The following is a 19,436-nucleotide window of genomic DNA, read 5'->3' on the forward strand; positions in this document are numbered from 1 at the left end:
GGCGGTTTTTACAAAATGAGAGGAGGCAGCCTGAGTGGGTAATTTAGAGATTTTTGGGTTCCGCGCTCTTTGGAGTCCGTATTTAGCGACCATGATCGTTTTATTTATTGTTGCATACTTCCTTTTGCTGAGGCGCTTGCCTGAAAATCAAACTGCTACTCGCCTGCAAAACATTCTTTTTGTATCTGCCATGGTCTTGTTTTATGTGACGAATGGAAGCCCGTTGGATTTATTGAGCCACATCGTTTTTAGTGCCCATATGCTGCAAATGGCAGTTCTTTATCTGCTAATTCCGCCGCTTATTATTTTAGGGATTCCTGCAATGGCCTGGGAAAAAGTGATGCGTTTGCCTGTTATTCGAACTCTCTTTCGTTTCTTTTCAAGGCCGCTCATACCGTTGCTTTTATTTAATGGTTTTTTTTCACTCTATCATCTTCCATTTCTCTTTGATACGGCTAAAACGAATGAAGCCTATCATTTTACGGCAACGGTTTTGATTTTTGTCACGGCATTTTTTATGTGGTGGCCGCTCGTAACAAAAGCAGTAAACAAGAAACAGCTTAACGGGTTAACAAAACTTGGGTATATTATGGCAAATGGAATATTGTTGACTCCGGCATGCGCACTCATCATGTTTAGCGACGCACCGTTGTATCATACGTATACGGACTCCGCTGCATGGGCTGAGGCGCTAAAGCTGTGTGTACCGCCAGATATGCTGCAGGGCATCACACTTAGCGGGCCTGAAATGTTCAATACCCTTCCGCCGCTAGAGGACCAGCGGCTTGGAGCAATTGTCATGAAAGTTTTTCAAGAAATCATTCTTGGCACCTTTTTAGCTATTGTTTTCTTCGATTGGGTGAAGAAAGAACGTGAAAAAGACCGGGCGGAGCAAGAATATCCTGCACATACTCTTCATTCATAACGAAAAAGTACAGCATAGGGCTGTACTTTTTCACACTTGAAGGGGATCCAGCTTTTCCTTCACACGTTTAAGAATGTTTTCGCTCGCTTGCTTTACCTGTATCGGGAACTCTTCGTCTTCGCCATATTCTACTCCGTGAGGATAATAATGCTTACCAAGGAGGGGTGTGATTAACTTTATGACAGCATGCCTGCCTCCGACGTCACCTTCGATCGCATACCCCATAATTCTTAAATAAAATGTGCCTTCAACCATTGAGAATTTTCTATCATAGGTTATTCTTTCATAATCCCAGTGCTCAGCTTTAACCAAGCCCTCTGTTTCCATGATATCATCCAGCCTCGCCAGTTCGATCGTCATGCCATCAATCCCGAATTCTTGTAATTTCACCGTATTTCCTCCCCATGTTTAGAATCTCCCTTTCACCAATTATCATATTATGAAAGCGTTTAACATGCAATGGAAGGAAATCAATCGAAGAGCAGGGGAAGACTTAGTGCGTTGTTTTGGTTGGGGAAAATGGGCGAACGCATTGCTTTATCACTGGGTAAACTATAACAGAAGATCGGAAAGCAGGGGGAAAAGACAGTGAGTGAAAAGATCCAAACAAAGCTAAGCGAATTTAAACAATTTGTCAAACGGCATCCTAAGCTGATATCCGAGGTTCGCAAGGAGAATAAAGGTTGGCAGGAAATTTATGAAAGCTGGGTTTTACTAGGTGAAGATGATAATACGTGGGTTAAATATAAGGATGCAGATGCAGCTAAAGGAGAAAAGTCTGCAGAAAGCGATAAAAATGACTTTTTGTCAAAAATGGTGATGGCGATAAAGAATATGGATTCTGATCAAATGAATGAGCAAATTTATAAAATGAGCCAGTCCATCTCATCACTCCAAGGTCTGATCAATCAGTTTGGGAGTGGTTCAAAGCAGGAAGGTTCAGGCAACGGAAGCAAACATCCTTTTTCTTTTCGTAAAGATTAATTAAGGAGTCTACTATGAGAAAAGACGTCCAAGAATATATAATGTCAGATAAAGAACGAAGAAGATTTATCCGAGAGCAGCCTTATTGGTACAGGTATTTATCGCGCAATCCTGGCGATCTGCCGTCTTTTCAGCTGGCCATGATGAATTATTACGAAAAAACGATCCCTCACCGGGTAAATCAGTTTTCGAACGGAATTCAGATGGCGCAAATGATGATTCAAATGTTTCATTCTATGCGACAACAGGATTAAACAGAGCGCTAAGAATGCGCTCTGTTTGCTGCTTAAATTTGTATATTTTTCAAGCGGGCTTTTTTCTGGTAAACTAAGCAGTGGAGGTGCATAAGATGTATGCGACTTTAGAATCACTGCAAATTCAAAGCGAAGCCAATCATTTGTCAAACATGATTCTTTCGTCAGAAATAGCCGAAGAATATAGAATTTGCCAGGCGCGGCTCCGGCAAGATCAAGAAGTGCAAAAGCTTATCTCTGATTTTGCAAAAATAAAAGAGCAATACGAGGATGTACAGAGGTTTGGGAAGTACCATCCTGAATATAGAGAAATATCGAAGAAAATGCGGGATGTTAAGCGGGAGTTGGATCTGAATGACGCCGTTGCTGCATTTAAAAAGGCAGAGACGGAGCTGCAAGCCGTTCTTGATGAAATCAGTATCGAAATTGGCCAAGCAGTGTCAGAGCATGTGAAAGTGCCGACTGGCAATCCGTATTTCGACAGCTTATCTTCATGCGGCGGCGGTTGTGGATCAGGAGGAAGCTGCGGCTGTAAAGTATCTTAATCCGAGACGCTTTTTGTCTCGGTTTTGTTACGAACAAATTCATACATAATCGTAAATTCGTGTAAAGCAGGTGAGGAAATGCGTGAAAAACGCCAAGGGCTTGTCGTTTGGCTTCATACGGTAAAGCATGCAAAAAGCTTGAGAAAATTCGGGAATGTCCATTATGTATCGAAGCGGTTAAAATATGCGATTCTGTACTGTGATACAGATGAGCTGCAAAAAATTATGACAAAGCTGGAATCCTTTTCATTCGTGAAAAAAATGGAGCCGTCCTATAAACCTTATCTAAAGCTTGAATTCGAAACGAAGCAGGATAAAGCTAAAGAGTATGATTATAAAACAAGCGTCTAGCGAAAAACAAAAAAATCCCCGCAAGAAACTTGCGGGGGTCCTTCTATTCCTTACATACATAAGGAGAAGGCAAAGGGAGAGGAGAAACCGGAGGAAGAACTTATGGGGAAACGTAAGTCTTCTCCGCGGTTGGCAACAACATCACATCAGATGTTGTTATAAAAAGTATTTCCAGGAATAGATCAGGTTATACATAAAAACATATCTTACACAGAAAATTCGCTTCATTGTCCGAAAGTGAATGAGTATGGTAAGATAACATAAAAAATCAAAGATGGAGTTTTTTAATGAGAGTTATAGCAGGATCACTGAAAGGGCGTTCGTTAAAAGCTGTGCCGGGAATGTCAACCAGACCGACAACCGATAAAGTAAAAGAGAGCATCTTTAACATGATTGGACCTTTTTTCAATGGAGGAACAGCTCTTGATTTATTTGCTGGAAGCGGAGGTCTTGGAATTGAGGCAATTTCACGGGGATTTGAACGCTGTATTTTTGTTGATCGGGAGTATAAAGCCATACAGACCATTAAAACGAATGTGTCACAATTTAATATTCAAGACCGAGCCGAGATTTTTCGCAACGATGCCACCCGGGCACTGCAAGTACTTGCAAAGAAAGAATCTGTATTTGATGGGATATTTCTTGATCCTCCGTATAAAGCACAAAAATTGGAAGCGCTCTTATTAATCATTGACAAACACAACCTTTTATCAGCAGAAGGGTTTATTGTTGCAGAGCATGCGAAGGAAGTGTCGCTATCTCATACAATCGGAAACCTGCAGCAGGTAAGAAATGAAGCCTACGGGGTAACCGGAGTCAGCATATACAAAAAGGAGAGGGAGCCAGAATGAACAGAGTTGCCGTATGCCCCGGAAGTTTTGATCCTGTAACATACGGGCATTTGGATATTATCAAACGAGGGGCAAAGGTTTTTGATCATGTCTACATATGTGTTCTGAATAATTCAACAAAAAAACCGCTTTTTTCAGTAGAAGAAAGATGCGAGCTGCTGCGGGAAGTAACCTCCGATTTATCAAATATAAGCATTGAATCCAATAACGGTCTTTTAATCGATTATGCGAAAAGCAAACAAGCGAATGTGATTTTGCGAGGGCTGAGGGCAGTATCGGATTTTGAATACGAAATGCAAATTACGTCAATGAACCGATTTTTAGAAGAAAATATTGAAACCTTTTTTATGATGACAAACAATCAGTATTCGTTTTTAAGCTCAAGCATTGTAAAAGAAGTAGCAAAATACAAAGGGGCTGTTTCAGGGCTCGTTCCTGAAATAGTTGTACAAGCGTTAACGAAAAAATTTGAAGATGAATAAATTAGGCTGCACAAATATTTTTGTGCAGTCTTTTTTTAGATTACCGCTTCGAATCTCTCGAAGGAGAGGACATCAAAAAAGCGCTGATAAACAGAATTACAATTGTAATGATTGGCCCAAATGAAACTAACTTTTCCCAAACGCTGACGAAAAATAAATCATTTGTAGGTGCATCGTTGGAAAAAACGGGAGCGCTCGGGGAAGAAAAGGACGTATATAGCGGCTTCCAAAGCAGTGCAGCAAGGATTGAGGCATAAAAGGCTTGTAGAATACGCGCCAAAAAATAAGGTTTAAATGCAATATCCGTTTCTGCTAAAATACCGGCAACCTGAGCCTGCACGGAAAAGCCCCCGAACCCCAGAATAAAACTGACGATGATTGCTTTTTGCAGCATATTTGCTTCTGTCACGCTAACGGATCTGCTTCCCGTCGTAATTTCAAAGAATCCTGATAATAGCGGAATGCTTAGCTCAGTAGAGATATGAAAGAAGGCAAGAATAGATTGAGTGAAAACTGCCAATGCTTGGAGAATGTGGAATTCTGAAAGCATTCGGTTTAAAACGGAAAAAATAATGATAAAGCCGCCGATCATGAGCAGCGTTTGGACTGATGACACGATCGCTTCACTTAATATTTTTCCAAATGGCCTCGTTTCCTTCATTCGTTTCACGTGCATTTTTTCTAAAGCCAATGAGATAGAAGGTAACATTGCTCTACGCTCCATCTTACTGTTTGACTCTTTTTTGCCGTAAAACCTCATCGTAAAACCTACAGCAAGATTGCTGATGTAATGGGCGGCAGCTAAAACTACACCCAATGCAGGATGCTGGAAAAATCCAACTGAAATCGCACCGAATATAAAAAGAGGGTTTGAAGAATTCGTAAAACTAACGAGCCTCTCCGCCTCCGTCTTTGTAAGCTGATTTTCTTTTCTCAGCCTGGATGTCAGCTTAGCTCCTGATGGAAAACCTGAAGCCATCCCCATGGCAAGTACAAAGGCACCGGCGCCGGGAACCCGAAAAACAGGCCGCATAAACGGTTCAAGCAATACCCCGACAAAGCTCACAACGCCAAAGCAGATAAGGAGTTCAGACAAAATGAAAAAAGGCAAGAGCGATGGGAAAACAATTTCCCACCACATGCCGAGCCCCGCTGCGGAAGCTTCAAATGACTCCTTAGGGTTAATAATGACAGCAAATGTGAGAAAAATAAGGATGGAGGAGATAAGAATTGTAAATTTTTTTGTTTTCATTATTATCCTCCCGATTTCTAAAAAAATTTCTGCTTGTACTACTATACGGACATAGCTGCCCCATTTAGACCATAAACTTTGTGGAGGGATCATTGCTTTTATGTAGTGAGGACTATTCTGCTTTTTTTGCGGATTACTTTTCATTGAAAAAACAAAAAGGTATGATTAGAAGGAAACTGGCAAGCGAAAGAGAACATACATACGATTGTCGCTTTAAAGAAGAGATTTGGGGGTTCCAAATAATGAATAGAAAAAACTTAAACAGACTGGCCAGGCTGGTCATAATCGGTATTATATTGTGTATAGCTTTGACATTTGTTAAGCTTCCTTTTTATATCACACAGCCCGGAGGTGCAACTGAATTACAGCCTTTGATTCAAGTTGAGGGCGGCGATAAGGAGGCAGGGTCATTTTCACTTATGACTGTCCAGGTAGGGCCAGCAAATCCTCTCACGTTTTTGTGGGCCAAAATTCGCCCTTATCACGAAATCATGCCGGAAGCCAATTTTAAGCAAGAAGGCGAAACTGATGATGAATATATGAAAAGGCAGTTGCAAATGATGAACAGCTCCCAGCAAAGCGCCATTATCGCAGCTTATGAAAAAGCAGGGAAGGACGTAAAGACAACGTTTAATGGAGTATTTGCCTCGCAAATTGTTTCAGGTATGCCGGCTGCCGGAAAAATTGAAGTAGGTGACAAGATAATCAGCATCGACGGAAAATCATTCACGTCCTCTGAAGAGCTTATCCGCTATGTCGGAAACAAAAAAAACGGTGACACGATAAAGCTAACCGTTGAACGAGACAATAAAAAGAGAGAGATTGAGATGAAGCTGCAAGCCTTCAAGGAGGATCCGAAGCGAGTCGGAATGGGTGTCGGATTAATGACTGATCAAAAAGTCGAAGTAAACCCGGAAATCAATGTGAAGATTGAACACATTGGCGGCCCGTCCGCAGGTCTGATGATGACGCTCGAGATTTATAATCAGCTGACAGAAGGAGATGAAACGAAGGGCTACCATATTGCTGGTACAGGGACGATGGATCCTAAAGGCAATGTTGGAGCCATCGGCGGCATTAAACAGAAGGTAGTCGGGGCAGATGATGCCGGTAATGAGATCTTTTTTGCGCCGGTCGATGGCGGGAATTACGATGATGCACTCGTTGCAGCCAAAGACATTAAAACAAAAATGAAAATTGTCCCTGTAAAAACGTTAGATGACGCTTTAAATTACTTAAATAAGCTAAAACCAAAAAGCACCTGAGTTCGGGTGCTTTTCTCTTAGCGCAGAAACGTTTTGTTCTGTTCATCGTAAAGAATTGGTAGGTCGGAAAATTCCTCTTTGCTGAACCTTGATTGCATCGGCTCGCTGATGGCGGCTCCGTAAACTCTTGATGCTTTTAAATCAAGTTCCAACGAAGGATGCGAAACGGAAGAGGCTTTGCTTACGACCGTAGATTTCGAATCTTTTTTAATGGCAGATAAATATTCTTTACCCTTTAATGAAAAACCTAACAGACGGATACAGGGTACAGTTGATTCAAATAGAGCATTCTCCACGTCTTTTTTTGTCGTATTCGTCAAAATATGAACAGTCATTCGCTGCAGACGGGTCCACGTATATCGTTTCGTCTTCAAGGTTTCCATATACTCTTGAAATGAATGGGCATGCTTGATCGCTTTAAAAATTCTGTTTTCAAGCCCTTCCTCAACTTCATAGATTTTCTGCAGGTCCTGCTTTGTCATCGAATTCAAGCGATATTTTAAAAATGGAAAATAACTCTCTAGAGTATGCCATATCTGATAGGAATGATAATAGGCACCCAACTCGCTGACAGACGCTTTCGGGAGATATGGCTCACTGCTTTTTGTTTGTAAACTGCCGAGAAGCTCTTTACGGATACTCGTTGCACTGGCGATGCCGGCATTTCTTGAAGGAAGCAAAGGATCATGAAATTCGGCAGATATACGCTTAGAAGTTGCTGGTTTCATCCCGAGTTTTTTATCAACTATCGCTTTTACGTAATGAAAGCCCAGAATGTTATTTGGCTTTGATAAATCAAGAGGCTGTTTGGAACAGAATGCACCTTTTAAAGCGAGTGACATTGCCTTCGGATAGCTGTTTCCTTCTTTCAGAAAAGATTGTGCAAGCTGGTCAATGTGCGAACGGTTCGTGTTGTATTGTGACGCAGCCTCCAAGAACGAACGGATGTTACCGCTTTCGCTGCCGAAAAATAAAGAATCGCAGCCGAGAGAAGATAAGATGGAAACAGCACCTTCTGCAAAGGTTTCTGCTTTTTGAACAGCATACACATATGGAAGTTCGACGATGATATCTACTCCGTTTTGAAGAGCCATTCGCGTACGGGAAATTTTTGAAACGATCGCCGGTTCCCCCCGTTGTAAAAACGATCCGCTCATTGTTGCGATTGCCACTTCGCTTTCAGTCTGTGCTATCGCTTCCTTCAAATGATAGGCATGCCCATTATGAAAAGGATTGTACTCAACCACCAACCCTGCTGCTTTCATCCGATTCACCTTCTTGAATTGATAATAATGTTTGTGTTAAAGTATCAAAAGACCCTATCCTAAAGGTCGATTCCCTTGTTATTGCCTTTCGATTAGTTTATATAACAGGCGGAAAGCTTGTCAATGTAAGTAAATGTTGTGTAAAGAAAAAATATTGACAAAACGAGTTCAAAAAAGCTATAATCTTGTTTGTTGCTCTTACGAGGTGATAACCTATGAAATGGACAGTTTATCAGTTAAATCAGCTTGCGCACAAAGGTCTGGAATTTGATGAAACGCTTGAATTAGATGAACTGACGAAAGCGAATACAGATATACGCCGGATTTCGCCAATAAGGGTGAAGGGCAAAGCTGACATTGACTCAAAACAAGCTGCATTTGACTTTACAATATCCGGAGAAATGACGTTACCGTGTTCAAGGACGCTTGTTGACGTGATCCATCCATTTACGCTAACGACCAAAGAACTATTTTCGTTCTATGGCGAAGAAGAGGAATTGGATGACGATGACTTCCATATTGCTGAAAATGACATTGTTGACTTGACTCCGATAATAAAAGAAGAAATTCTTCTTGAAGTTCCTATGCAAATTTTTGCTGATTCAAAGGAAAAACCGGGAGCTGCTCCGCAAAAAGGCCAGGACTGGCAGGTCGTCAGTGAGGAAGAGCACGAAAACCGAGTGGATCCGAGGTTAGCAGATTTAAAAAAATTGTTAAACAATGATAACGAATCGTAACTCTATAAGGAGGTGGGAATAATGGCTGTACCTTTCAGAAGAACGTCCAAAACGAGAAAAAGATTGCGTCGTACTCATTTTAAATTACAAGTGCCTGGTATGGTAGAATGCCCGGACTGCGGAGAGATGAAAATTTCTCATCGTGTCTGCAAAAACTGTGGTTCATATAAAGGCAAAGAAGTAAAATCTTCAAACTAATGTATGATAAGAGCATTTGGCAAATAGCCAGATGCTTTTTTTAATTTAAAAGAATTTATTTTTGATTCGAAAAGCCATTTAGTCTATCTACTCTATTATCAGCATATGTATGATGTAAAAAGCGATATGGAGGGATATTCTTTGACGATAACAAGGCAGGATGCGTGGACTCAAGACGAAGATTTGCTCCTGGCAGAGGTCGTGCTCAGGTCAATCAGAGAAGGCGGCACACAGCTTTCGGCATTTGAGGAAGTGGGCAGGAAACTGACGAGAACGGCAGCTGCATGCGGCTTTCGCTGGAATTCATACGTTAGAAAACAATATCAATCAGGGATTGAAGCGGCAAAAAAACAGCGAAAAGAGCTTAGAAAGAAATTGGGTGTGCATGCCACTCACTTTACTAACGAGCTAACGGCCTATCAGCCGGAAACAACGAATAGCCTCTCAATACAGGATGTGATCCGTTTTTTGGAGCAATATGAACAAACTCCTTTGAACAGCGATCTTCAGGCAGAAAAAAATCAATTGGCTGAAAGAGTGGAAGAACTAAAAAAAGAGGCGGACGCATTAAAAGAAGAAAACTCAGAATTAAAAAACAAGTTGCGGGCGAAGGAAAATGACTATAAAGCCCTAATAGAAATAATGGACCGCGCAAGACAAATTGTCTCCTTTCAAGAAGAAAGAAAATAATACATTCTTTTAAACGCAAGAACCGGCCAAACTATTGACCGGTTTTTATTTATTCCCGCACTTTGTCAGTTAGAACTGGTGTCCTTGCTTCACCCGCATTTGGCGGGGGTAATGTACGGAGACTAATTGGGCAGTGCCTCAAAATCACAATATTTAGGCTGATTCTGAAGTCTGCGTCTCATCCTTTGGCTGCCAGACGAGAGGGTTTTCTCCCTTGTCTCTTAACAGATCGTATTTTACACTTGTGAAGTCCATTTTCTCCCAAAACCCTTCAGATTTGACGCGAGGGCTGGTTTTTATCGGCAGGCCGAATGATTTCGCGTAATCCACTAGCATCCTGCCATATCCTTTACTTTGATAGCCGGGGAGGACCTCAAGCTTCCATAGCTCCAAATAATTATGTCTGTTTTCAAAGTACTCATTATAGCGCCCATCCACTTGATATAAACTCATACGCGCAACTAATGTGTTGCCGTAATAGATCCCGTAAAAAGGAGACGTGCTGTCATTTTCAATGATATTGTTTTCTAAATCCTCATACATTGAAAGCTCTTGTATTCCGTACTCCCTGAATTTTTTAAATTCCTCCAGCGTTTTATAATTGATGAGCAATCGTTCAACCTTCATTTTTATTTCCCCCTTGTCGTAATACTTACTTCTATTGTAAGCGTTTTTATGAAATGTTCAAAAGATATGTGCTTTTTCCTCGTGCTTGCGGACTCATTTCTTTTCAATGAAAGCCGATCATGTATAATGAGTAGAATATACTCCAATACACACGAAACATAAGGATGTGAAAATATTGAAACTGGCTGTATTGGGCGGTGGAGCTGTCGGTCTTCTTACTGCATTTTATTTATCGCAGGCACATACAATTACAGTTATTACAAGAAGTCAAAAACAAGCGGAAATCCTAAACATGCATGGGATTACTATAAGCAAAGACGGAAAAGAAGAAACCAGAAAGGTACATGCTGCTCATAAAAGTGAAGAAGCATTTGATTTATGTCTGGTAACAGTCAAGCAAAATCAGCTGCATTCGGTTCGCAATACGATTGAAACCTTAAACTGCGATCGTTTTTTATTTTTGCAAAACGGCATGGGGCATCTCTCCTTTATGGGAAATATTTCACAATCAAAGGAGGTATATGTCGGGATCGTTGAGCATGGCGTGGTAAAAATGGATGCAGCCCATATCATACATACTGGTAACGGCTGCGTGAGGTGGGGAGCTTACAGCGCTTGCGATAAATACATGCTGGCAAAAGAGCTTGCGAAGACTCATGAAAGCTTTCCGTTTGTTTTCTCAGACAACTGGCGCCAGATTCTTATTGAGAAATTGCTCATCAATGCTTGCATTAATCCAATGACAGCATTACTAAATGTAAAGAATTGCGAGCTTTTGGCTAATCCTGCTTATCTAGCGTTTATGGAGCAAATATTTAATGAGGCTGTGAGTGTCCTTCAAGTGCATGAAGTTGAATCCTCTTGGAAGAAGGTTCTTGCCGTTTGTGAAAAAACAGCAGAAAATACGTCCTCGATGCGGGCGGATTTGCTGAATGGCCGAAAAACAGAAATCGATGCTATTCTCGGTTACCTGATAAATGAAGCAAATGCGAAGGGGAAAGTCGTTCCGCACTTATCATTTCTGTTTGCAAGCATAAAAGCAGCTGAACCTTCTTAAGCAAACTTTTTTCTATTTTTTATTTTCCGTGCTATACTCATTTCGGAAATCTAACTATTTTTTTATGAGAAAGGAAGTTCCGCATGCAGCTTACTGCACTTTCCATACAAAGTAAAAATCCTTTTGTACGAGACTACATAGAGGGAAAAAAAGACGTATTGAATTTTTTTGATTATGATATGACGAATGATCGTGTATGGGAAGACAGGTTAAATGATCTTTCTTTTCGAACGTTCTCCAGAGATACACTGGCTGATTATTTACTTGAATATCATAAAAAATTCAAATCTGATGAAATGAACCTCTCCATTGAAAAAATCAGAAATCCAAATAGCGTAATGATTGTCGGTGGCCAGCAGGCAGGATTGCTTACCGGGCCGCTTTATACCATACATAAAGTAATAAGCATTATCGTTTTGGCAAAAGAGAAGGAAGAACAACTGCAAGTACCTGTGATTCCTCTATTCTGGGTTGCCGGAGAAGATCATGACATAGAAGAAATAAATCATGTGTTCACAGCTGAAAATGGGAGATTATCTAAAAAGAAGCTTTCTCAGAATCAAGTAAAGAAATCATGTGCTTCGAGGACATTGCTCGATAAAAGAAAATGCAAAGACTGGATCGATGAAGTATTTAAAACATATGGTGAAACCGAATATACATTGAGCCTAATGGAAGAATTATATCGATGTTTGGACTGTTCAGATACGTATGTTGAATTTTTCGAGCAAATTATCGCAAATTTGTTTCAGGAAGATGGTTTGCTTCTGCTTAATTCCGGGGATCCCGGGCTTAGAAAGCTAGAGACAGAATTTTTTCAAGAACTTCTAGAGAAAAATGATGACCTTGCAGATGCACTTGAAGCACAGCAAGAAGATATTGCTAAAGCGGGATATTCGAACGTCATCGATTATCAAGAGAAGCATGCCAATCTATTTTATGAATTCGATGGTGAAAGGTTTTTAATTCGAAAATCAAATGGAAACTACACCATTCATGATTTAGGGATAGAATGGTCTGAGGATGAATTAATCCAAGTAATCAAAGAGACCCCTGAAGCATTCAGCAATAATGTAGTAACTCGCCCGTTGATGCAGGAATTTCTTTTGCCTACACTCGCATTTATCGCAGGGCCGGGTGAACTGTCTTATTGGGCAGAGCTTAAACGCATATTTCACATCATGGATTTTAAGATGGCGCCGCTCGTTCCTAGGTTGAATATATCGATTTTGGAACGCCATATCGATACAAAACTGCTTGAAAGAAACCTGGAGCTTTCAGATGTAATCGAAAATGGTGTGGAAAGATGGAAGAATCGCTATTTTACAGATCGTATTCCTGAAGACTTCGAAGCCTCTCTGCTGCAGGCAAAAACAGAAATAGAATCGATTCATTCGCGTCTGCGGTACGAAGCGCTGCAAATTGACAACAGCCTGGAAGGAGTAGTAAAGAAAAACGCTGCATTCATTCAGCAGCAGCTAGATTTCTTAGACCATTCCGTAAAGAAAAGCGTTAAAAGAAGAGAAGATCGTGTATTGCGTGATTTCGACAGAATCCAAACGAGTTTGTGCCCGGACTCTTCGCTTCAGGAAAGAATTTGGAACATCATGTATTATTTAAACAAGTACGGGCCAGATTTTATCAAAAGATTCAAAAGTCTGCCATTTTCTTTTCAAAACAAGCATAACGTTGTCAAACTTTGAAATAAAGTTTTAAAAAACCCTTGCTATTTCAGGGTTTTTTTTTATGCAAAAAGAGTGTAAAATAAAGTTGTGGAGAGAAGTGGTGGATAGTGGGGAGTATAGGTGAGGAAGTGGGGTTTGAGCATCCATGTTTATGGGGAATATCAGCACTCGATTGATACAAAAGGCCGCATGATCATTCCCGCCAAGTTCAGGGAAGGACTTGGAGAGCAGTTCGTTTTAACTAGAGGACTTGATCAATGCTTATTTGGCTATCCCCTTAATGAATGGAAGGTCATTGAAGAAAAATTAAAAGCTCTCCCGCTTACAAAAAAAGACGCCCGCGCGTTTACCCGCTTTTTTTTCTCCGGTGCCGTTGAGTGTGAATTGGACAAGCAAGGAAGAATAAACATACCAACCTCGCTTTTGTCCTATGCAAAGCTTGAAAAAGATTGTACAGTTATCGGCGTTTCAAATCGAATTGAATTGTGGAGTAAAAATGTTTGGGAACAATATATAGAGAACCAAGAGGATTCATTTGCTGAAATCGCTGAAAATATGATCGGATTTGATATATAATGAATCCTTGTGTGAAAAACTCGCGTTTCCAATCGATTTGAAAAAGGTGGTAATAAACAGCATGTTTCAACATAAAACAGTATTGCTAAAAGAGACCGTAGACGGTTTGAATGTAAAGAAAAACGGCACATATGTAGATTGCACACTCGGTGGCGCAGGACATAGTACATACATCCTGTCACAGTTGTCGGAAGAGGGGAAACTGATTGCTTTTGATCAGGATGACGCGGCACTTAAGCATGCGAAAGCAGTACTCTCTGATCAGTTGGGAGAGGTTGTGCTGATTAAAAGCAATTTTCGCTATTTAAAAACAAAACTAAACGAAATAGGAATTGATAGCGTGGACGGCATTTTGTTTGATCTGGGAGTTTCTTCTCCTCAGCTGGACACGCCGGAAAGAGGCTTCAGCTATCATTACGATGCACCTCTCGATATGAGAATGGATCAATCAGCAGAATTTACTGCCAAGCATGTCGTTAATGAGTGGAGCTTTGACCAATTGGCCAAAATTTTCTTTCGATATGGGGAAGAAAAATTCAGCAAGCAAATCGCCAGAAAAATTGAATCCTATCGCGAACAAAAAACGATCGAAACGACAGGAGAACTAGTTGAGATTATTAAAGATGTGATTCCCGCACCTGCCAGGAGGAAAGGGGGGCATCCGGCTAAGAGGATTTTTCAAGCCATCCGAATTGCCGTTAATGATGAGTTAAAGGCATTTGAAGAAGCACTCGAGCAGGCGGTCGATGTTCTTAAGCCTGGAGGAAGGATCTCAGTGATTACCTTTCACTCTCTTGAGGACCGGATATGCAAATCGACTTTTAAAAACTTGTCCTCTATGCCAGATCTTCCGCATGGGCTTCCCGTAATTCCGGAAGGATACGAGCCGAAAATTAAACTAGTGACAAGAAAACCAATTACTGCATCTATTCAGGAGCTGGAGGAAAACAACCGAGCCCGTTCTGCCAAGCTCAGAATTGCAGAAAAATGTTAACCGTTGCAGCTTTCACAAGCCGCTTATAAATAAGGAGGTACAGAGTATGAGTAATTTAGCCTATAACGTAGAGAAACAGCAAGAACGTTCTCAACAATACGAACAAACGGTTGTAATCAAACGAAGGGCATCCATCACATTAGGAGAAAAGGTCTTAATCGTTCTCTTTGTGCTGGCCGTTCTCAGTGTCTCTATTTTCATTATTAACAAAGCCTTTGCGGCATATGAAACGAACCTGGAAGTTCAAAAGCTTGAAGAACTGGTGTCTACTGAATCCATTGAGATTGAAGATTTAGAAACGGAAAGAAAGGATTTGATGATGCCTGAACGGATCATGAAAATCGCCAAAAAGCACGGATTGAATTTACAGGATAAAAAAGTGAAAAACGTACGGGATTGATGCTTATGCCAACTAAAAATCGATTTATGAACAGAGGAGCTGCAATACTTAGTATTTGTTTTGCCCTCTTTTTCTTTGTCATTTTTTCTAGATTTGCATATATACAGGCGACAGGGAAAGTTGAGGGGGAAGTACTGGCTGCAAAAGCTCACGAACAATACGAAAAAGGACGGACGATCTCGGGGCAGCGGGGATCAATCCTTGATCGAAACGGAGAAGCGATCGCTGAAGACGCCCCTTCCTATACAATCATAGCGGTTTTGGACAAAGATATGACGACGGATATTAATCATCCAAAGCACGTGCAAGATAAAGCAAAGACCGCTAAGGAGCTCGCCCCTATTTTGGAAATGGATGAGGGTGAAATACTTGACATCCTGAATAAAGAAGGAAGAGATCAAGTGGAGTTTGGAAGGGCCGGCCGGGACATTTCTATTGAAAAAAAAGAAGAAATTGAAAAGCTTGAGCTCCCGGGCATCGCCTTTACCAGGGATTCTAAACGCTATTATCCTAATGGAATGTTTGCAAGCAGCTTAATCGGTTATTCAACGTATAACAATGAGCTAAAGCAAATGACAGGCGTCATGGGGCTGGAAAAGAACTTGAACAATTATCTTGTGAAAAAAGATGGATTTGTGTCTTATGAAAGTGATCGAGCCGGCTGGAAGCTTCCGAACAGCAAGGATAAAATTACTCCTCCTGAAAATGGAAAAGATGTACATTTAACGATTGATAAAAAACTGCAAACGGTTCTTGAAGACAGTATGTCAGAGGCTGCAAAAAAATACGAGCCGAAAAAAATAATGGCAGCCGTAATGAATCCGAAAACAGGTGAAATTTTAGCTGTCGGTCAAAGGCCTAGCTTTGACCCAAATAAACGGGATATAACGAACTATTACAATGATATCGTTTCTTATCCGTTTGAACCGGGTTCCACGATGAAAATATTCACCTTGGCCGCTGCAGTGGAAGAAGGCGTCTTTAACGCTGCAGAAAAGTATCATTCGGGAACCTACAAAGTAGGAAAGTCGGAAATCGGTGACCATAATAACGGTAAAGGCTGGGGCGAAATTAACTTTCAAGAAGGGGTCGAGCGGTCGTCAAATGTGGCATTTGCCATTCTGGCCAACGAAAAACTTGGTGCCAATCGCTTTAACCAATATTTGCGCAAGTTCCATTTTTACGATAAAACAGGGGTTGACATGCCAGGTGAGGCTGAGAGCACGATCAATTTCAAATATGACATTGAAAAAGTGACAAATTCATTCGGACAGGGCTCAGCCATCACCCCTATCCAACAGCTTCAGGCAGCTACAGCGATCGCGAACAACGGTAAGATGATGAAGCCTTATGTGATTGATCATATTACCGATCCCAACAATAAAGATAAAACGGTCCTGCAAAACAGTCCGAAATCAGCAGGACAGCCAATCTCTGCTGATACGGCAAAACAAGTCCGCGACATATTGGAAAAAGTCGTCACTTCTAAAAACGGAACTGGAAAACCATACAAAATTGACGGCTTTGACATCGCGGGTAAAACGGGGACAGCTCAGCTTGCCGGTGATGATGGAAAGCTGTTAACCGGACATGAAAACTATATTTTCTCTTTTCTCGGCATGGCGCCAAAGGATGATCCCGAGCTTGTCGTTTATGTGGCAGTGCAGCAGCCGAAATTAAAGGCTACAGAATCAGGATCAGCTCCGGTGTCTTCCATTTTTAAACCGGTGATGGAGAACGGCCTCCATTACTTAAATATTAAACCGAAAGAAAATGCTGAGCAGGAAAAACCAGTTGAAAAAGAAGAGTCCTATGCTTTGACTGATTTTACCGGAATGAGAATGCAGACGGCTGAAAAGCAAGTTAAAGATGAAGGATTCACACCGGTCATAATTGGTGACGGCACAGCGGTTCATAAGCAATCTCCGAGTCCGGAAACCGGCATAATCGCTAAAGAAAAAGTTTTTCTGACATCCGATGGACCGGTTAAAATGCCTGATATGACAGGCTGGTCACGAAGAGATGTGTTGAATTACTCCAGTTTGTCCGGGATTCATTTTGAGCTGAACGGGCAGGGATTTGCGACGAAGCAAAGCGTAAAAGCTGGAAAAGAGATTAATGGAAAATCTACGGTGAAAATCGAATTTACGAAGTAGATTCTGGGGAAAGCTTAATGCGGCTCTTTCGCATTAAGCTTTCTTTTTAAACAACCGAGCTGGCGGGATAACGCGTTCTATATCACTTCTTGCAGGCATACTATGAAACAAGCCTAAAGAAGGAGTGAACGTACTCTTGCGTGTCTCTAATGTAACCGTCAGAAAGCGTTTGTTTATGATTTTGCTGTTTGGCTTTGTAGCGTTTTTGATTATTGATGCCAGACTTGGATTTGTCCAATTTCTAATGGGAGAAGAGCTGACGAATAAAGCGAAGGATTCCTGGAGCCGGAATCTGCCTTTTGAGCCGGAGCGAGGAGAGATCCTGGATCGGAATGGAGTAAAATTGGCAACGAACCAAAGTGCACCTTCGATTTTAGTCGTTCCCAGACAAATTGAGGATCCTGTTAAAGCAAGCAAAAAGCTTGCGGCTGTTTTAAATATGTCCGAAGAAAAGGCCTATAAGCACCTAACGAAAAAAATCTCAATAGAAAGAATTAGTCCGGAAGGCAGAAAGATTTCCCATGAAAAAGCAACGGAAGTGAGAGATTTAGGGTTAAAGGGCGTCTATATCGCAGAAGACAGCATCCGTCACTATCCGTTTGGGAGTTACCTTTCCCACGTTCTTGGGTTTGCGGGAATCGACAACCAGGGACTGCTTGGTCTGGAAGCCTTTTATGACGATGATTTAAAAGGAACGAAAGGGTCTGTGCAATTTTATTCTGATGCTAAAGGAAAGCGAATGCCTGGCGAAGCCGATGATTTTACTCCTCCAGAAGACGGACTTGATCTAAAGCTGACAATAGATTCGAAGGTACAGACGATTGTTGAAAGAGAATTGGACAATGCAGAAGCAAAATATAATCCGGATGGGATCGTAGCCGTGGCCATGAATCCGAAAAACGGTGAAATTTTAGCGATGGCAAGCCGGCCGGACTTTGATCCTGCTAACTATAAAACGGTTGATCCGAAAATTTATAATCGTAATTTACCAGTTTGGAGCACATATGAGCCCGGTTCTACGTTTAAAATTATTACTCTTGCAGCAGCATTAGAAGAGAACAAAGTGAATCTAGGTAAAGATCATTTTTATGACAGAGGGTATACTGAGGTAGACGGAGCAAGGCTGAGGTGCTGGAAAAAAGGAGGCCACGGCCACCAATCGTTCCTTGAAGTCGTGCAAAATTCATGTAACCCAGGCTTTGTAGAGCTAGGAACCCGGCTGGGCAAAAATGAATTGTTCAAATATATTAATGGTTTTGGATTTGGAAAAAAAACAGGGATAGATCTGCAGGGGGAAGGAAGAGGGATCCTCTTTCCGCTTGATCGAGTCGGACCTGTAGAGCAGGCAACAACTGCCTTTGGCCAAGGGGTTTCCGTCACCCCAATTCAACAAGTGGCCGCCGTTTCCGCAGCAATTAACGGGGGCACCTTATATACGCCGTACATAGCCAAAGAGTGGGTGGATCCGGTAACGAAAAAAACGGTGAAAAAACAAGCCCCGATGGCCAAAAAGCAAGTAATTTCAGAAGAAACGTCAAAGGAAATCCGTTTTGCGCTTGAAAGCGTAGTTGCCCAAGGAACTGGAAGAAACGCATTCGTGGAAGGATACCGGGTGGGAGGAAAAACAGGAACGGCTCAAAAGGTGAAAGACGGAAAATATTTAAAAAATAACCATATCGTTTCTTTTATAGGCTTTGCTCCCGCGGATGATCCTGCCGTTGTCGTTTATGTAGCGGTGGACAATCCTAAGGGCACAGTCCAATTTGGCGGAACCGTTGCAGCTCCGATTGTTGGGAACATCATGAGAGACAGTCTTCCTCAATTGGGAGTAAAACAAAGAAAGAATCAGATTGAAAAAGAATACAAGTGGCTGGACACAAAACTTGTAGAAGTGCCGAACGTTATAGGGTTGTCATTAGAAGAGCTTGAACAGCTTATGGTAAATCTTCAAGTAGATGTTTCCGGAAGCGGAAATAAAGTTGTACAGCAATCTCCTAAGCCCGGCACAAAGGTGAAGGAGGGTTCTACGATTCGCTTATTTTTAAGTGATGAGTAAACGAGGATTTGCAGGCAGTCTGCGAACGTGATAGGCAGTCTGCCCTAGTACATATAATTATTGGTGTGGATGAATCGATCATTTTA

The 19,436-nt window shown here is 41.4% G+C and carries 22 protein-coding genes; 18 read left to right on the forward strand and 4 right to left on the reverse strand.

From position 1 onward, the window contains the following. Nucleotides 1-34: 34 nt before the first annotated feature. Entirely contained in the window at nt 35-925 is an 891-nt protein-coding gene (gene ctaG / locus AM592_RS04590) for a cytochrome c oxidase assembly factor CtaG (protein ID WP_053602695.1), read from the forward strand. A 30-nt stretch (nt 926-955) separates the two neighbouring features. Here ctaG and AM592_RS04595 read toward each other — a convergent pair whose 3' ends face one another. Continuing rightward, nucleotides 956-1,315: a YugN family protein gene (locus AM592_RS04595; RefSeq protein ID WP_053602696.1), complete on the reverse strand. Its 360-nt coding sequence runs from the start codon at nt 1,313-1,315 to the stop codon at nt 956-958. A 198-nt stretch (nt 1,316-1,513) separates the two neighbouring features. Between AM592_RS04595 and AM592_RS04600 the strand changes: the two genes are divergently transcribed. From AM592_RS04600 to coaD, 6 genes are all read left to right on the forward strand, one after another. Then, entirely contained in the window at nt 1,514-1,909 is a 396-nt protein-coding gene (locus AM592_RS04600) for a YlbD family protein (protein ID WP_053602697.1), read from the forward strand. Nucleotides 1,910-1,923: 14 nt separating this feature from the next. Further along, the gene (locus AM592_RS04605; protein WP_053602698.1) at nt 1,924-2,163 is read left to right on the forward strand and encodes a YlbE-like family protein; all 240 of its coding nucleotides are present in this window, start codon (nt 1,924-1,926) and stop codon (nt 2,161-2,163) included. 95 nt (nt 2,164-2,258) lie between these two features. Next, the gene (locus AM592_RS04610; RefSeq protein ID WP_053602699.1) at nt 2,259-2,708 is read left to right on the forward strand and encodes a regulatory iron-sulfur-containing complex subunit RicF; all 450 of its coding nucleotides are present in this window, start codon (nt 2,259-2,261) and stop codon (nt 2,706-2,708) included. A gap of 78 nt (nt 2,709-2,786) precedes the next feature. Further along, nucleotides 2,787-3,059, forward strand: coding sequence for a YlbG family protein (locus AM592_RS04615; protein ID WP_053602700.1), 273 nt, complete (start codon nt 2,787-2,789; stop codon nt 3,057-3,059). A gap of 287 nt (nt 3,060-3,346) precedes the next feature. Further along, the gene (gene rsmD / locus AM592_RS04620) at nt 3,347-3,910 is read left to right on the forward strand and encodes a 16S rRNA (guanine(966)-N(2))-methyltransferase RsmD (RefSeq protein ID WP_053602701.1); all 564 of its coding nucleotides are present in this window, start codon (nt 3,347-3,349) and stop codon (nt 3,908-3,910) included. Then, on the forward strand, nt 3,907-4,392 hold the full coding sequence (gene coaD, locus AM592_RS04625) for a pantetheine-phosphate adenylyltransferase (RefSeq protein ID WP_053602702.1): 486 nt from the start codon (nt 3,907-3,909) through the stop codon (nt 4,390-4,392). The genes rsmD and coaD overlap by 4 nt, the downstream gene beginning before the upstream one ends. Before the next feature lie 40 nt (nt 4,393-4,432). Here coaD and ylbJ read toward each other — a convergent pair whose 3' ends face one another. Continuing rightward, nucleotides 4,433-5,644: a sporulation integral membrane protein YlbJ gene (ylbJ, locus tag AM592_RS04630; RefSeq protein WP_053602703.1), complete on the reverse strand. Its 1,212-nt coding sequence runs from the start codon at nt 5,642-5,644 to the stop codon at nt 4,433-4,435. Between the two features lie 242 nt (nt 5,645-5,886). Here ylbJ and AM592_RS04635 point away from each other — a divergent pair, with 242 nt between their 5' ends. After that, complete coding sequence (locus tag AM592_RS04635) at nt 5,887-6,909, forward strand: SepM family pheromone-processing serine protease (protein ID WP_053605982.1); 1,023 nt, start codon at nt 5,887-5,889, stop codon at nt 6,907-6,909. A 17-nt stretch (nt 6,910-6,926) separates the two neighbouring features. On the opposite strand, the gene AM592_RS04640 is transcribed toward AM592_RS04635, so the two are convergent. Then, on the reverse strand, nt 6,927-8,174 hold the full coding sequence (locus AM592_RS04640) for a nucleotidyltransferase (protein ID WP_053602704.1): 1,248 nt from the start codon (nt 8,172-8,174) through the stop codon (nt 6,927-6,929). Between the two features lie 215 nt (nt 8,175-8,389). On the opposite strand from AM592_RS04640, the gene AM592_RS04645 reads away from it, so the two are divergent. From AM592_RS04645 to gerR, 3 genes are all read left to right on the forward strand, one after another. Continuing rightward, nucleotides 8,390-8,911: a YceD family protein gene (locus AM592_RS04645; RefSeq protein WP_053602705.1), complete on the forward strand. Its 522-nt coding sequence runs from the start codon at nt 8,390-8,392 to the stop codon at nt 8,909-8,911. Nucleotides 8,912-8,932: 21 nt separating this feature from the next. Continuing rightward, nucleotides 8,933-9,109, forward strand: coding sequence for a 50S ribosomal protein L32 (gene rpmF / locus AM592_RS04650; protein WP_053602706.1), 177 nt, complete (start codon nt 8,933-8,935; stop codon nt 9,107-9,109). A 141-nt stretch (nt 9,110-9,250) separates the two neighbouring features. Further along, nucleotides 9,251-9,799, forward strand: coding sequence for a sporulation-specific transcriptional regulator GerR (gerR, locus tag AM592_RS04655; RefSeq protein WP_053602707.1), 549 nt, complete (start codon nt 9,251-9,253; stop codon nt 9,797-9,799). 153 nt (nt 9,800-9,952) lie between these two features. On the opposite strand, the gene AM592_RS04660 is transcribed toward gerR, so the two are convergent. After that, nucleotides 9,953-10,426: an N-acetyltransferase gene (locus AM592_RS04660; protein WP_053602708.1), complete on the reverse strand. Its 474-nt coding sequence runs from the start codon at nt 10,424-10,426 to the stop codon at nt 9,953-9,955. 175 nt (nt 10,427-10,601) lie between these two features. Between AM592_RS04660 and AM592_RS04665 the strand changes: the two genes are divergently transcribed. The 7 genes from AM592_RS04665 (at nt 10,602) to AM592_RS04695 (ending at nt 19,350) form a co-directional block, all read left to right on the forward strand. After that, entirely contained in the window at nt 10,602-11,483 is an 882-nt protein-coding gene (locus AM592_RS04665) for a 2-dehydropantoate 2-reductase (RefSeq protein ID WP_053602709.1), read from the forward strand. An 83-nt stretch (nt 11,484-11,566) separates the two neighbouring features. Next, entirely contained in the window at nt 11,567-13,186 is a 1,620-nt protein-coding gene (bshC, locus tag AM592_RS04670; protein ID WP_053602710.1) for a bacillithiol biosynthesis cysteine-adding enzyme BshC, read from the forward strand. A 123-nt stretch (nt 13,187-13,309) separates the two neighbouring features. After that, nucleotides 13,310-13,744 carry a division/cell wall cluster transcriptional repressor MraZ gene (mraZ, locus tag AM592_RS04675; protein ID WP_404799051.1) on the forward strand — a complete coding sequence of 145 codons (435 nt, stop codon included), beginning with the start codon at nt 13,310-13,312 and terminating at the stop codon, nt 13,742-13,744. A gap of 61 nt (nt 13,745-13,805) precedes the next feature. Then, nucleotides 13,806-14,738 (forward strand): 16S rRNA (cytosine(1402)-N(4))-methyltransferase RsmH, encoded by a 933-nt coding sequence (gene rsmH, locus AM592_RS04680; RefSeq protein ID WP_053602711.1) that lies wholly within the window; start codon nt 13,806-13,808, stop codon nt 14,736-14,738. Nucleotides 14,739-14,784: 46 nt separating this feature from the next. After that, entirely contained in the window at nt 14,785-15,138 is a 354-nt protein-coding gene (gene ftsL / locus AM592_RS04685; protein ID WP_053602712.1) for a cell division protein FtsL, read from the forward strand. Nucleotides 15,139-15,143: 5 nt separating this feature from the next. Then, nucleotides 15,144-17,294 (forward strand): penicillin-binding protein, encoded by a 2,151-nt coding sequence (locus tag AM592_RS04690; RefSeq protein WP_053605984.1) that lies wholly within the window; start codon nt 15,144-15,146, stop codon nt 17,292-17,294. 136 nt (nt 17,295-17,430) lie between these two features. Next, nucleotides 17,431-19,350 (forward strand): stage V sporulation protein D, encoded by a 1,920-nt coding sequence (locus tag AM592_RS04695; protein ID WP_053602713.1) that lies wholly within the window; start codon nt 17,431-17,433, stop codon nt 19,348-19,350. The last annotated feature ends 86 nt before the right edge of the window (nt 19,351-19,436 follow it).

The organism is Bacillus gobiensis, from assembly GCF_001278705.1.
GTDB classification, from domain to species: Bacteria; Bacillota; Bacilli; order Bacillales; family Bacillaceae; genus Bacillus; species Bacillus gobiensis.